Origin of the sequence: Nocardia sp. NPDC019323 (genome assembly GCF_044389845.1) — a bacterium.
Lineage (GTDB): Bacteria > Actinomycetota > Actinomycetes > Mycobacteriales > Mycobacteriaceae > Nocardia > Nocardia implantans.
In genome coordinates this window covers 64,160-76,691 of record NZ_JBIRYN010000006.1, presented here as the reverse complement: position 1 = coordinate 76,691, position 12,532 = coordinate 64,160, and the positions used below count along the sequence as shown (strand labels likewise).

Here is a 12,532-nt window from a genome sequence, read left to right as displayed (position 1 = left end):
TCGCGCCGTGAATACCATCCTCAGCGAGACGAAGTGGTTCAAAAGTACCCGTAGCGGCGGCGACAAAGCATGCGTCGAGGTCGCCTTCCTCACGGGAGGCGGTGTCGGCGTGCGGGATTCCAAGAACCCGACTGGCCCAGCACTGGTCTTCACACCAAGCGCGTGGGACACCTTCACCACAGGCATAGCCAGCGGCCAGTCCGGACACCCCTAACCCCCGGCAGCATCCACGGGATCAATCCGCGAGTGGCACATGGCTGCGGCGAAACGTGAGTAGACCTCTCGGTGGTGTGCCACTCGCGGGTGCGTCGAAGGTCTACTTGACCAGGTCGGCGTATTCGCGGTGCTGGGAGATGTACTGCTCGACGTACCAGCAGGTGGGGATGACCGAGAAACCGGCGGCGCGGGAGTCGTTGAGGGCGTATTCGACGACTTGGGCGGCAACGCCTCGGCCTCGGAATTCGGGGAAGGTCAGCGTGTGGTGGAAGTCGCGGGTCTTGGTGTCCTCGCGTTCGGCGTAGTCGGCGTACCCGGCGAGGGTGTCGTCGATGTAGATCTCGAAGCGGGTGTCGGCGACGTTGTGTTCGAGCCTGGTCGTCATGTCGGGGTAGAACTCCTCGTGCGAAGGGAATGTTCCGGCGGGGCGGTCAGAGGATCGCGCCGGGGTTGAGGATGCCGTCGGGGTCGAGTGCGTCCTTGATGCGGCGGGTCAGGGCCATCACATCGGGGCCCAGCTGATCGGGCAGCCAGGCCTTCTTCAAGCGGCCGACGCCGTGTTCGCCGGTGATGGTGCCGCCGAGGGCGATGGCGAGGTCCATGATCTCGCCGAAGGCGCGGTGCGCTCGCGCGGTGTGATCGGCGTCGGTGGGGTCGTGCACGATCAGCGGGTGGGTGTTGCCGTCGCCCGCGTGCGCGATCACCGACACCGTCACCGCGTTGCGCTCGGCGATCTCGGCGACGCCGCTCACCAAGTCGCCGAGCCGGGGCAGCGGCACGCCGACATCTTCGAGCAGCAGCGGCCCCAGCTTCTCCACGGCGGGAATCGCCAAGCGTCGTGCGGCCGTGAACGCCTCGCCCTCGGAAGGGTCCTCGGTGTGGAAAACCTCTGTCGCGCCTGCCTTCTCGCAGGCCGCCGCCATGATCTCGGCTTCGCGCCTGGCGAATTCGCCGGGGGCGTCGGATCGGGCGACCAGTAGCGCGGCCGCCTTCCGGTCCAATCCCATCCGCAGTTCGTCTTCCACGGCGTTGATCGACACCGAGTCCATGAACTCGAGCATGGACGGGCGCAGTTCGCCGGTGATGGCCAGGATCGCGTCGGTGGCGGCGGTGAGCGTGGGGAAGCTGGCGACGACCGTGCTCTGCGGCGGTTGCGCGGGCAGCAGCCGCAGGGTCAGCTCGGTGATCACGCCCAGCGTGCCCTCGCTGCCGACGAACAGCTTGGTGAGCGACAACCCGGCCGAGTCCTTCAAACGAGGACCGCCGAGCCGCACGACCGTGCCGTCGGCGAGCACGACCTGCATGCCGAGCACGTAATCGGTGGTGACCCCGTACTTCACACAGCACAGGCCGCCCGCGTTGGTCGCGGCGTTGCCGCCGATCGAGCAGATCTCGAACGACGACGGGTCGGGCGGATACCACAGCCCGTGCTCCGCGACCGCGCGCTTGACCTCGGCGTTGAGCAAGCCCGGCTGCACCACCGCGGTGCGGGTCACCGGGTCGACGGAGATCTCCCGCATCCGCTCGGTGCTCAGCACGATCGCGCCGTCGACGGCCGTCGCGCCACCGGACAGCCCCGAGCCGGCCCCGCGCGGAATCACCGGGACGCGCCGGGCGGTGGCCCAGCGCAGCGTCGTGGCCACGTCGTCGGTGCTGGTGGCACGCACCACGGCCAGGGCGGTGCCCGCGCCGGGATCGCGGGCCCAGTCCTGCCGGTAGCTCGCCAGCAGGTCGGCATCGGTGAGCACCGCGCCGTCGGGGAGCGCGGCGATCAAGTCATGCAGGTCCACCACCTCACGCTAGCTCCCCGTGCCCGATATTTGCTGATCGGGCGACCCGCGCGCCCGTGGCGAACGGAAGCCCCGGAATGTGATGTCACCCGCCACAGTGGTATTACCGCCTACGGGAGACCAGAATGCCGACAGGGGCTTGACTGTTCGGGGCATCGAGTTCTCCTGGCGCTGTGTCGTGGCGCCGGCAGTCCATGCGGTTCGCCGCGTACCACTTGGAGGGATGGAACGGATGCAGGGCGAACAACCGAGTCGCCGGGAACTGGTCGCCGCGATGTTCTCCAGCGAGTTCGTCGAGGACGGCTTCGACCCGGACGCGCTGCGCCGGGTGCACGCGGGTGAGCACGAGGAATGGCTGACCGCGCTGGACCGCTCCGGTGTCTTCGGCAAGGAGGCCATCGCCGAGCTGGCCGACCTGTGGCGGCGCGAGCCGCGCGAGTTGCTGGAGGCGCTGCTCGCGGAGGCGGACGATGTCGCGCGGCGGCGGTGCATGGCGGCCTGGGCGAGCCTGGAGCACGCCGCGGAGAATCCCGGCCAGGCCCAGATCGGCTGAGCCACCCCGCGGTCGCCGTCCGCTCATCTGCCGGACATCTGCCGCTGGCACGCTGGCCGCGTGCACGAGCTGTCCGAGACCGCCGACACCATCGCCGACCGGTTCACCCGCTGGTGCGAGGCGGTCGCGCACCGGCTGCCGTTCGGGCTGAACCGGCTCGTTCCGCCGACCTTGCTCGGCTTTGCGCTGATCAACAGCGGCACCTTCGCCGTCGACTTGGCACTGCTCACCGTTCTGCACGGCTGGTTGGATCTGCCGGTGTGGTCGTCGGTGACGGTGGCCTACGTCTGCGCGTTCGGGCTCGCCTTCGTGCTCAACCGCACGTTCAACTTCCACTCCCACGCTCCGGTCGGCAGGCAGGCCGCGGTGTACGTCGTGGTGGTCGTCGTCAACTACCTCGCGTTCATCCTCGGCATCGGCAGCGGACTCACCGCGCTGGGCCTGGAGTACCACCTGTCCCGATTGCTGGCGGGTGCGTGCGAGGCCGTCTACATGTACAGCGCGATGCGCTGGGTGGTCTTCCGCCGCGCGGCCGAACCGGAACCCGAACTCGCGCCCGACGCGATGTAGGTGTCAAGGTTTTCGCAGACGCCGCTAGCTGAGCGGATGCTTCGAGTGAGCCGCGTGCGGACGAGGTGACCGCCGCTCTGGAGAGCCCGAGTGCGAGCGGGGAACGATTACGACGCGGCCCGATCGACCAGCACTTCGGTGCGCTCGCCGTCGACGACGATCGCGTCGTCGTCGGTCAACGCCCAGTGCGCGACGCCATCGGCGCGGTAACGAGCCGCGAGGCGAGTGCAGTCACCGGTGGGGTCGGTGGCCGAATCGATGTGCGGCACGATCCGGCGGTCCACCAAAGCCAGTCCGTCCCATCGGGGTTCGACGCCGCACGCCGGTTGCACCTCGGCCGGATCATCCACCGATTCCAGGCCGTGCAGGTCCGGGGTCATCACACAGGCCCCGGCGCTGTAACCGGCGTAGACGAGCGCGTCGGCGGCGAGCAGCCGGGGCAGAATCCGATCCGCGCCGCTGCGGGCGAACTGGGCGCGCAACACGAACGTGTTGCCGCCGCGCACCCACAGCAGCGGGAACTGCGCCAGCTTGCGTTCCAGCTCGGCCTCCCGGCCGACGTACTCGCGCAGGTCGAGCACCTCGGGCCGGTAGCCGAGTTTGCGCAGCGGCGCCAGGTCGCTGGTCACCGCGCCCGCCCATGCCCGCGGCCAGGCGTCGCAGGCGTTCGGGATCAGCGCGACCCGGCCCGGCGGGCCCGCGAGCGCGGCGAGCCGGTCGTAGTGCGCGCCGAACCGGTAGCTGGACAGGAACAGTCGCACGGGTCAGATGGTGAAGGCCAAATGGCGGACGAGGCGCTGCCCGAGTTCGTCGTCGCCCTCGATGGTGATCTCGTCCACGTGCTCTTCGGCGGTCGTCCGGCCGCCGCCCAAGCGCACGAAAAGCCCCGAATCAACGGTGATCTCGACGGTGGCGGGTCCGTCGAACGCGTCCACGTAGCTCGCCCGGCCCGCCACCTGGATGCGCAGGGTCCTGGCCAGCGGACCGGTGAGCGCGAAGGCGATCCGCGCGCCGTCCGGCGCCTCGCCCTTCTTCGCCACCACACGCGGGATGCTGCCGGCGAACTCGGCGAACGCCATCTCGCCGCGGGGGCCGCCCTCCGCCACCCGCACTCCGAGCGCGTCGGCGATGTCGAGTTCGTGCATCCAGCAGTCGAACAACCGCACCCGCATGAACCTGCCGTAGGTCACCTGGCCGATCGGCGACACCGTCTCCTTCTCCCACTCCGCATCGTCCATCGCCGCGAGCGCCGTGCGCCTGCGGTCGATGACCTCGCGATACAGCTCGAGCAGGCGGGCGCCGGGCAGCGGGCGCAGGCGGTCGACCCAGATCTCGTTGAGCACCGCGGTCTCGTTGCGCACGTAGGGCAGCGTGCGCACGTCGGTCTTGGCCCTGGTGGGGTCGTGCGCGGGCGGCCGGTCACCCAGCAGGAAGGATTCGGTGCCGATGACGTGGGCGACGATGTCGAACACGGTCCAGCCGGGCAGCGACGACGGGGTGCGCCAGCGTTGTTCGTCCAGCGGGGCGATCAGCGCGTCGATCGCCTCCCACTGCCGCGACAGCAGGTCGATCAGCGTGGCCCGATCGATCGTCTCGGTCATCCCTCGTTTTCCTTTTCCGGGCTCGCGCCCTCGTTGTCCAATGCCGCGATGCCGTCCCGGATGGCCGCGGCGGTGGCGACCGGATCATGCGGACGGCGCAAGAGAAAGCCTTTTGCGAACCGCAGCGTGTCTCCGTGTCTGCGCGGGATCACGTGCAGGTGGACGTGCGCGACGGTCTGGAACGCCGCCCTTCCGTCGTTGAGCACCAGATTGGCGCCGTCGGCGGCCAGGCTGCTGCGCCGGATGGCCAGGGCGAGCCGATGACCGACGCGGAAGATCTGCGCGCCGAGTTCGGCGTCGAGGTCCTCCAGCTCGGCGGCGTGCCGCTTCGGTATCACCAGCGTGTGCCCACGCGCGATCGGCCGGATGTCGAGAAACGCGCACAGCGTGTCGTCCTCGTACACTTTCGCCGCCGGTGCCTCGCCCGCCACGATGCGGCAGAAGACGCAGTCGTTCACACGCTGGACCATACGGCGTACGAGCCGAGCCGAACACCCCGGATCCTCGATCGGCATGACGCACGTCACTACTCCGCTGTGGGATACACGTCTCACCTGGTGGCCAACCTCGAGGTGGGTAACCAACTTCTCTGTACGGTCTTGCCGTGTTCACCTGGGGAGACCACGATCACACACGAGAAAGGAAAAGATGGACCGTCCCCGGCGGCCCGCTGTTCGCTCGGTGGCGACCCGACGTTTTCGGGCGTCACCGGCGCGATTCGTCCGGCGTGTGTGACGGGCATCTCAGCTAGGCTCACCGCGGGCCAGGTACAGTGGCGAGGATTTGGGCGAACTTACTCATCGGTAACATCGCCCGGTCGTCTACCCGTTGCCTGAAGCTCAGTAAGAGAAGGAAGTCTGACAAGTGGAGACAACGCAGAGCGTAGGCGATCCATCGCCGCGCGGCGCGCGTGTCGGTGTCGTCCGCGAATCCAACGCGGGCGAGCGACGTGTCGCATTGGTGCCGAAGATCATCCCGAGCCTGGTGAAGCAGGGCGTCGAGGTCGTCGTGGAGTCCGGGGCGGGCAAGGGCGCGCTGATTCCCGACGAAGCCTATGTCGAGGCGGGCGCGTCGATCGGTGATCCGTGGTCGGCGGACGTGGTGGTGAAGGTGGCTCCGCCCAGTGACGCCGAAGTCGCGAAACTGTCGTCGGGGCAGACGCTGATCGGGTTCCTCGCGCCGCGCAACGCCGACAATCAGATCGGCGCGCTGAAGGCGGCGGGAGTGCAGGCCTTCGCGGTGGAGGCGATCCCGCGGATCTCGCGTGCGCAGGTGATGGACGCGTTGTCCTCGCAGGCGAACGTGGCGGGCTACAAGGCGGTGTTGCTGGCGGCGTCGGAGTCGACGCGGTTCTTCCCGATGCTGACCACCGCGGCGGGCACGGTGAAGCCCGCGACGGTGCTGGTGCTCGGTGTCGGCGTCGCGGGTTTGCAGGCGCTGGCGACCGCCAAGCGCCTCGGCGGCCGGACCACCGGTTACGACGTGCGTCCCGAAGTCGCCGATCAGGTGCGGTCGGTGGGTGCGCAGTGGCTGGACCTGGGCATCGACGCGGCCGGTGAAGGCGGGTACGCCCGTGAGCTCACCGACGAGGAGAAGGCCAAGCAGCAGCAGGCGCTCGAGGACGCGATCAAGGGCTTCGACGTGGTGATCACCACCGCGCTGGTGCCGGGGCGTCCCGCGCCGCGACTGGTGACGGCCGCCGCGGTGGAGGGCATGAAGCCCGGCAGCGTGATCGTGGATCTGGCCGGGGAGACCGGCGGCAACTGCGAGCTGACCGAGCCCGGTGAGACCGTGGTCAAGCACGAGGTGACCATCGCCTCGCCGTTGAACCTGCCCGCCACCATGCCCGAGCACGCTTCGGAGTTGTATTCCAAGAACATCGCGGCGCTGCTGGAGTTGATGCTGGTCGACGGCAAGCTGGCCCCCGATTTCAGCGACCAGGTGCTGGCGGATTCCTGCGTCACCCGCGAACCGGACGCGCCCGCCGCGGCGGCAGGCGCGACCGATGCGGCGGAGTCGGCGCAGGTCAAGGACGCGACCGAGGCGAAGGTGGAGAACTGATGTATACCGAATTGCTGGCGAATATCGCGATCCTGGTGCTGTCCGGGTTCGTCGGTTTCGCCGTGATCTCCAAGGTGCCCAACACCTTGCACACGCCGCTGATGTCGGGCACCAACGCCATCCACGGCATCGTGGTGCTCGGTGCGCTGGTCACCCTCGGCAACGTGCAGGATCCGTCGATCCTGACCCAGATCATCCTGTTCGTCGCGGTGGTGTTCGGGACACTGAACGTGATCGGTGGTTTCGTGGTCACCGACCGCATGCTGGGCATGTTCAAGGGCAAGAAGCCCGCTGCCGCGCAGAAGGCGGGTGAGTGATGCACACCTTCGACAACGTGACCTACCTGGTCAACGGTCTCTACATCGTGTCGTTCGCGCTGTTCATCTACGGTCTGATGGGCTTGACCGGCCCGAAGACCGCGGTGCGCGGCAACTTGATCGCGGCGGTCGGCATGGTGATCGCGGTGGTCGCGACGCTGATCTCGATCCGCCACACCAGCAACTGGATTCTCATCGTCGCCGGTCTGGTGGTCGGCGTCGTGCTGGGCGTGCCCCCGGCGAAATACACGAAGATGACCGCGATGCCGCAGCTGGTGGCCGCGTTCAACGGTGTCGGCGGTGGCACTGTCGCGCTCATCGCCTGGTCGGAATTCATCAATTCCCAGGGGTTCTCGCACTTCGACGAAGAGCCGACGGTGCACATCGTGATCGGATCGCTGTTCGCGGCGATCATCGGTTCGGTGTCGTTCTGGGGATCGCTGATCGCGTTCGGCAAGTTGCAGGAGATCCTGCCCGGCCGTCCGATCGGGATCGGCAAGTTGCAACAGCCGTTGAACCTTCTGCTGCTGCTCGGCGCGATCGCCGCGGCGGTCGTGATCGGCGTCGGCGCCACCGGTGAGGGGGTGTCGCAGCTGTGGATGATCGCGGTGCTCGTGCTCGCGGGCGTGCTGGGGTTGATGGTCGTGCTGCCGATCGGCGGCGCGGACATGCCCGTGGTGATCTCGCTGCTCAACGCGCTGACCGGGCTGTCGGCCGCGGCGGCGGGTCTGGCGCTGAACAACACCGCCATGATCGTGGCGGGCATGATCGTCGGCGCGTCCGGCACGATCCTGACCAACCTGATGGCCAAGGCGATGAACCGGTCCATCCCGGCCATCGTCGCGGGCGGCTTCGGTGGCGGCGGCGCGGCCGTCGGCGGCGCGGGCGGCGAGCAGAAGCAGGCCAAGGCCACTTCCGCCGCGGACGCCGCGATCCAGATGGCCTACGCCAACCAGGTGATCGTCGTGCCCGGCTACGGCATGGCGGTGGCACAGGCGCAGCACGCGGTCAAGGAGATGGCCTCGCTGCTGGAGGCCAAGGGCGTCGAGGTCAAATACGCCATCCACCCGGTGGCCGGTCGCATGCCGGGTCACATGAACGTGCTGCTGGCCGAGGCCGAGGTCTCCTACGACGCGCTCAAGGAAATGGACGACATCAACGGCGAATTCGGCCGCACCGACGTCGCCCTGGTGATCGGCGCCAACGACGTCACCAACCCCGCCGCCCGCGAGGACGCCTCGAGTCCGATCTACGGCATGCCGGTGCTCAACGTCGACCAGGCCAAGTCGGTGATCGTGCTCAAGCGCTCGATGAACTCCGGCTTCGCCGGCATCGACAACCCGCTGTTCTACGCCGACCACACCTCCATGCTGTTCGGCGACGCCAAGAAGTCCGTCGGAGCAGTCACCGAGGAACTGAAGGCGCTGTAGGCGAAGCGTTTCCGCGCAGTGCCCCCCTCCGCCGTGGCGCGGAGGGGGGCACTGTCGTAATTCGATGGACACCGTGCCACGCCGCCCCGGATCATTCTCCGAGTGTCCGCACGTCATGAGCCTCTTCGGTTGATCGGTCCCGGGGAGCCCTCGGCCGATCCGGCCGAGCGGCTGCCATGGACCGTCGTAGTCGATTCCACCTACTCCATCCGCGACGCGATCGATGCCCTCGCGCTCGGGCCGTTCCTGCGCGGCGATCATCCGTGCGCGCGCACCGCGCATCTGGAACGGGTGCGGCCGGACGCGCCGTTGCGTCCGAGTCGTGGCCGCGTGGTGCGCACCGTGCGCGACAACGACAGCGGGGCCACGCTGGTCGTCGGCCCCGGCTGGTCGCTGCGGTCGGTGCGCTGGTCGGGCGGCTCGGCGATGGTCGAGGTCACCGCCGTCACCGACACGCTCGCGGACGAACTGCTCGCCGAGGCGATCCGGGACGCGGCGGCGCCGCCCGAGGTGGGCGAGACCGTCGAGATGGGCTTCTGGCACATGCACAATCACGGTCCACAGCGGCGGGCGCGCTCGATCACGGCCCCGGAGTGGTCGACGATCCGCGGCAACTACGCGGGACCGGTCGCCACCGCCCTCGATCGTCTGATGTCGCTCACCGCCGACGACGTCCGCGGCAGGCTGGTGCTGCTGCACGGCCCGCCCGGCACCGGGAAGACCACCGCGCTGCGCGCACTGGCGCGTGCCTGGGGCGGCTGGTGCCAGCTGGACTGCGTGCTCGATCCCGAGGTGATGTTCGGCAAGCCCGGCTACCTCATGGAGGTGGCCGCCGGTGTGGACAACGCCGACGAGGAGGCGCCGCGCTGGCGGATGCTGGTGCTAGAGGACTGTGACGAGCTGATTCGCGGGGAGGCGAAAGAAGCGGCGGGACAAGGGCTCTCGCGGCTGCTGAACCTGACCGACGGCATTCTCGGCCAAGGCAGGGACGTGCTCGTCGCCATCACGACCAACGAGGACCTGTCCCGTCTGCATCCGGCGGTGACGCGGCCGGGACGGTGCCTGGCGCGGATCGAGATCGGGCGGCTGTCCTCCGCCGAGTCGGCGGCTTGGCTGGAGCGGGAGCAGCCGGGCGCGTCCGCCGCGTTTCCGGACGGCGCGACCTTGGCCGAACTGGTCTCCGCGCGCGACGGCGAGGCACGGATCGACGCCGTCGCCGTGGACGCGGTGAATCCGGGACTGTATCTGTGAACCCGCCGCGACGGCTTCGGTGAGCCGAATCCGTTGCGGCGGTTCGCCGATGCGGTCTGGGAGACCGGCTGGCATCCGGCACGGCGCCACTGACGCCGATCGGCTAGATTCCATGGGTTCGCCCGTCGCCCCTGCGCGCACGGAACCAAGCGAGACCCGGGGAGGGGATCCATGACCACACCACCGAATCAACCGTATCCAGGCCAGCCCGGCTATCCGCAGCAGCCGCCTGCCGGTGCGCCACAGGGCTTGCCGGGGCAGCCGGGCCAGCCGCAGGGTTATCCGCAGCCCGGTTATCCCGGTCAGCCGCAGCCGGGCTATCCGCCGCAAGGTGGTTTCCCGCAGCAGCCGGGCTACCCCGGCGGCGGATTCCCGCCGCCAGGACCCCCGCCCCAGCAGAATCGCGGCGGGAGCAGCGTCGGCAAGATCCTCGGCATCCTCGGCGTCGTGCTGGTGATCGGGTTGCTGGTCGTGGGCGCGCGCACCGTCTTCCGCTCGGACGGCGAGAAGATCGATATCGGTCAGTGCGCGAAGTTGTCCGGCACCACCGTCAAAGCCGAGTTCGCGACCAAGGAATGCTCCGATCCCGAAGCCAATTACGTGGTGGCGCAACGGCTCGACGGCGCGAACGCGAACTGCCCCACCAAGGACTACGCCAGCTACTACCAGACCGGCAGCAACGAGTACACGCTGTGCCTGCGGCTGAATGTCAAGGAAGGCGACTGCATCGACGGCGGTTTCCTCGGCGCGAGCACCAAGGTGGCCTGCGGCTCGTCGGCGGACTTCAAGATCGGCCGGATCGTGCGCGGCACCGCCGACAAGTCCGCGTGCGGGGCGAAGGCGACCGAGAACGACACGATCGTCTACCCCAAGCCGGAGCCGATCACCCTGTGCCTGGTGGCCCCCAAGTAGCGGTCGATGAACGCTAGCCTGAAGCGATGACGAGCGTCGGCGCGCGGTTGCTGCGGACCAGATGGTTCGTGCGCGCGCCGATCGCCGTGTTCCGGGCTCGGCTCGGTTTCCTGTTCGGTGGACGGCTCCTGCTGCTCGAGCACACCGGCCGTCGCTCGGGACGTCCGCGCTATGTGGTGCTGGAGACGGTGGCCCGGCCGGGCCGCACTCGCGCGGTGATCGCCTCCGGGTTCGGCGCGCAGGCGCAGTGGTTTCGCAATCTCGCCGCCGATCCGCATTGCTACGTGAGCATCGCGGCGCGCCACCGGGTTCCGGCGGTGGCCCGGGTGCTGAGTTCCGGCGAGTCCGCCGCGGTTCTCGACGACTACCGGCGCACGCGCCCGCGGGCGTACCGGAATCTGAGTCGCATCATCGAGGAAGCCACGAGCACGGCGATCGGCCGGGTGCCGATGGTCGAGCTGTCCTGGGATTCGTGATCCGGTCAGCGTGCCGGCTCGCGCGGCGTGGCGACGACGCCCGCGTACCCGCAGCACAGCAGCACGGCGAGCATCGGCACGACCATCGCCGTGGTCAGCGGCACCACGGCGGTGAGCCAGCCGATGATCGTCGGCCCGGCGAGCAAGCCCAGGTAGCCCACGCTGAACACCCGTGACATATCGGTCGCGGCCGTGTGGGAGCCCAGATTCCCCGCCGCGCTGAAGATCTGCGGGACACCTCCGGCAAGGCCCAGTCCGGTCATGGCCCAGCCGAACAGCGTCAGCGGTATCCACGGCGAGACCACGATGACGGCCAAGCCGACGGCCGCCAGGAGCGAGCCGTAGCGCACCACCGCGACCCCGCCGAAGACGTGGTTCACCCGGTCGGCGCCGAAACGCCCGACCGTCATCGTGGTGGAGAAGGCGCCGAAGGCCAGTGCCGCGGTGGCCGCGTCGGCGCCGAGGTGTTCGCGCAACTGCAAGGCGCTCCAGTCGGCGGCCACGCCTTCGGCCAGCAGGAGGGCGAACGCGATAGCGGCCAGCGTGAGCACTTTTCGGCTGCGCGCTCGGGCGTCGAGGTGGGTCGGGGCATGGGCGCGGGAGACCTGGTCGCGGCCCTGCGGCCGCGCGGTGGACTCCGCGCCGGCCCCGATCGGCACGTTGTCGTGCCGGGACGAAGCGCGTTTCCCGCTGTGTTCCGGTGGCGTGGCGTCGAGGCCGCCGCTGTGGACGGACGCGACGTCAGGGGACTCCGCGGCTTCCGCGCCGGTTGCCGACTCGCGCAGCAGCCGCGGCACCAGCGTGAGGGTCAGCGCGACGCCGCACGCCGCGGCGACGACCAAGGTGACCCGCAGGTCCATGCCCGCCCGCAGAGCGGCGGCGCCGAGCAGTGAACCGAGCAGGCCCCCACCGGAGAACAACGCGTGGAAGGCGGCCATGATCGGACGCCGGTAGGCCCGTTCCACGTGCACCGCTTGGGTGTTCATCGACACGTCCAGCGCCCCGTTGCCGAAACCGAAGCAGGCCAGCGCGAGCGCCAAGGTGAACGGCCCGGTGGCGAAGCCGGGACCGGCCACCGCGACCGATCCGAAGCACGCCGCGGCCCCGACCAGCGTCCTGCTGCCGAACCGATCGGCGAGCGGGCCGGCCAGCCGCATCCCGATGATGCCCGCCCCGGACATCAGCAGAATGAACATGCCCAGCGTCGATTTGGAGACGCCCGTGCGGTCGGTGACGACCGGGATGTGCACCACCCACATGGCGAGCAGGAAGCCGTTCAACCCGAAGACCGTGAACACCGCGGCACGCGCCACGCGGATCCGGCGATCGACCGTCGGGCTCAACACCATTTCGAC

At 69.1% G+C, this 12,532-nt stretch carries 14 protein-coding genes and 1 pseudogene; 9 read left to right on the top strand and 6 right to left on the bottom strand.

Features of this window, described 5'->3' with window-relative positions; genetic code table 11:
* Positions 1 to 7 precede the first annotated feature (7 nt).
* A complete protein-coding gene (locus tag ACH49X_RS22475) occupies positions 8 to 214 on the top strand; it encodes a DUF397 domain-containing protein (RefSeq protein ID WP_357209013.1) in 207 nt (68 codons plus the stop codon).
* A 102-nt stretch (positions 215 to 316) separates the two neighbouring features.
* On the opposite strand, the pseudogene ACH49X_RS22470 reads toward ACH49X_RS22475, so the two are convergent.
* Positions 317 to 616: pseudogene (locus ACH49X_RS22470) on the bottom strand (GNAT family N-acetyltransferase); the annotation flags it as partial.
* Between the two features lie 31 nt (positions 617 to 647).
* On the bottom strand, positions 648 to 2,006 hold the full coding sequence (locus tag ACH49X_RS22465) for an FAD-linked oxidase C-terminal domain-containing protein (protein ID WP_357103676.1): 1,359 nt from the start codon (positions 2,004 to 2,006) through the stop codon (positions 648 to 650).
* Between the two features lie 223 nt (positions 2,007 to 2,229).
* Here ACH49X_RS22465 and ACH49X_RS22460 point away from each other — a divergent pair, with 223 nt between their 5' ends.
* Both ACH49X_RS22460 and ACH49X_RS22455 read left to right on the top strand, forming a co-directional pair.
* Positions 2,230 to 2,559 (top strand): hypothetical protein, encoded by a 330-nt coding sequence (locus tag ACH49X_RS22460; RefSeq protein ID WP_357209012.1) that lies wholly within the window; start codon positions 2,230 to 2,232, stop codon positions 2,557 to 2,559.
* A gap of 60 nt (positions 2,560 to 2,619) precedes the next feature.
* Complete coding sequence (locus ACH49X_RS22455) at positions 2,620 to 3,129, top strand: GtrA family protein (RefSeq protein ID WP_357103670.1); 510 nt, start codon at positions 2,620 to 2,622, stop codon at positions 3,127 to 3,129.
* Between the two features lie 107 nt (positions 3,130 to 3,236).
* On the opposite strand, the gene ACH49X_RS22450 is transcribed toward ACH49X_RS22455, so the two are convergent.
* From ACH49X_RS22450 to ACH49X_RS22440, 3 genes are read right to left on the bottom strand one after another with little or no spacing between them, the layout of a single operon-like run.
* The gene (locus ACH49X_RS22450; RefSeq protein ID WP_357103667.1) at positions 3,237 to 3,890 is read right to left on the bottom strand and encodes a Type 1 glutamine amidotransferase-like domain-containing protein; all 654 of its coding nucleotides are present in this window, start codon (positions 3,888 to 3,890) and stop codon (positions 3,237 to 3,239) included.
* A gap of 3 nt (positions 3,891 to 3,893) precedes the next feature.
* Positions 3,894 to 4,730, bottom strand: a complete 837-nt coding sequence (locus ACH49X_RS22445) for a maleylpyruvate isomerase family mycothiol-dependent enzyme (protein ID WP_195080561.1) — start codon at positions 4,728 to 4,730, stop codon at positions 3,894 to 3,896.
* Positions 4,727 to 5,188, bottom strand: a complete 462-nt coding sequence (locus ACH49X_RS22440) for an HIT family protein (RefSeq protein WP_195080562.1) — start codon at positions 5,186 to 5,188, stop codon at positions 4,727 to 4,729. The genes ACH49X_RS22445 and ACH49X_RS22440 overlap by 4 nt, the downstream gene beginning before the upstream one ends.
* A gap of 406 nt (positions 5,189 to 5,594) precedes the next feature.
* Between ACH49X_RS22440 and ACH49X_RS22435 the strand changes: the two genes are divergently transcribed.
* The 6 genes from ACH49X_RS22435 (at position 5,595) to ACH49X_RS22410 (ending at position 11,177) form a co-directional block, all read left to right on the top strand.
* Complete coding sequence (locus ACH49X_RS22435; RefSeq protein ID WP_357209011.1) at positions 5,595 to 6,791, top strand: Re/Si-specific NAD(P)(+) transhydrogenase subunit alpha; 1,197 nt, start codon at positions 5,595 to 5,597, stop codon at positions 6,789 to 6,791.
* A complete protein-coding gene (locus ACH49X_RS22430) occupies positions 6,791 to 7,108 on the top strand; it encodes an NAD(P) transhydrogenase subunit alpha (protein WP_062971051.1) in 318 nt (105 codons plus the stop codon). The genes ACH49X_RS22435 and ACH49X_RS22430 overlap by 1 nt, the downstream gene beginning before the upstream one ends.
* The gene (locus tag ACH49X_RS22425; protein WP_195080563.1) at positions 7,108 to 8,538 is read left to right on the top strand and encodes an NAD(P)(+) transhydrogenase (Re/Si-specific) subunit beta; all 1,431 of its coding nucleotides are present in this window, start codon (positions 7,108 to 7,110) and stop codon (positions 8,536 to 8,538) included. Before ACH49X_RS22430 ends, ACH49X_RS22425 begins: the two co-directional genes overlap by 1 nt.
* Before the next feature lie 129 nt (positions 8,539 to 8,667).
* Complete coding sequence (locus tag ACH49X_RS22420) at positions 8,668 to 9,789, top strand: DUF5925 domain-containing protein (RefSeq protein WP_357209010.1); 1,122 nt, start codon at positions 8,668 to 8,670, stop codon at positions 9,787 to 9,789.
* Positions 9,790 to 9,960: 171 nt separating this feature from the next.
* Positions 9,961 to 10,701, top strand: coding sequence for a hypothetical protein (locus ACH49X_RS22415; protein ID WP_357209008.1), 741 nt, complete (start codon positions 9,961 to 9,963; stop codon positions 10,699 to 10,701).
* A gap of 26 nt (positions 10,702 to 10,727) precedes the next feature.
* Positions 10,728 to 11,177, top strand: coding sequence for a nitroreductase family deazaflavin-dependent oxidoreductase (locus tag ACH49X_RS22410; protein WP_357103660.1), 450 nt, complete (start codon positions 10,728 to 10,730; stop codon positions 11,175 to 11,177).
* A 5-nt stretch (positions 11,178 to 11,182) separates the two neighbouring features.
* Here ACH49X_RS22410 and ACH49X_RS22405 read toward each other — a convergent pair whose 3' ends face one another.
* Positions 11,183 to 12,526, bottom strand: coding sequence for an MFS transporter (locus ACH49X_RS22405; RefSeq protein WP_357209006.1), 1,344 nt, complete (start codon positions 12,524 to 12,526; stop codon positions 11,183 to 11,185).
* Positions 12,527 to 12,532: the final 6 nt, after the last annotated feature.

Bases quoted from the DNA above. Each gene is read 5' to 3' on its own strand.
- ACH49X_RS22430 (WP_062971051.1), top strand. From the start codon at position 6,791: ATGTATACCGAATTGCTGGCGAATATCGCGATCCTGGTGCTGTCCGGG.
- ACH49X_RS22445 (WP_195080561.1), bottom strand. From the start codon at position 4,730: ATGACCGAGACGATCGATCGGGCCACGCTGATCGACCTGCTGTCGCGG.
- ACH49X_RS22425 (WP_195080563.1), top strand. From the start codon at position 7,108: ATGCACACCTTCGACAACGTGACCTACCTGGTCAACGGTCTCTACATC.
- ACH49X_RS22405 (WP_357209006.1), bottom strand. From the start codon at position 12,526: ATGGTGTTGAGCCCGACGGTCGATCGCCGGATCCGCGTGGCGCGTGCC.
- ACH49X_RS22415 (WP_357209008.1), top strand. From the start codon at position 9,961: ATGACCACACCACCGAATCAACCGTATCCAGGCCAGCCCGGCTATCCG.
- ACH49X_RS22460 (WP_357209012.1), top strand. From the start codon at position 2,230: ATGGAACGGATGCAGGGCGAACAACCGAGTCGCCGGGAACTGGTCGCC.
- ACH49X_RS22410 (WP_357103660.1), top strand. From the start codon at position 10,728: ATGACGAGCGTCGGCGCGCGGTTGCTGCGGACCAGATGGTTCGTGCGC.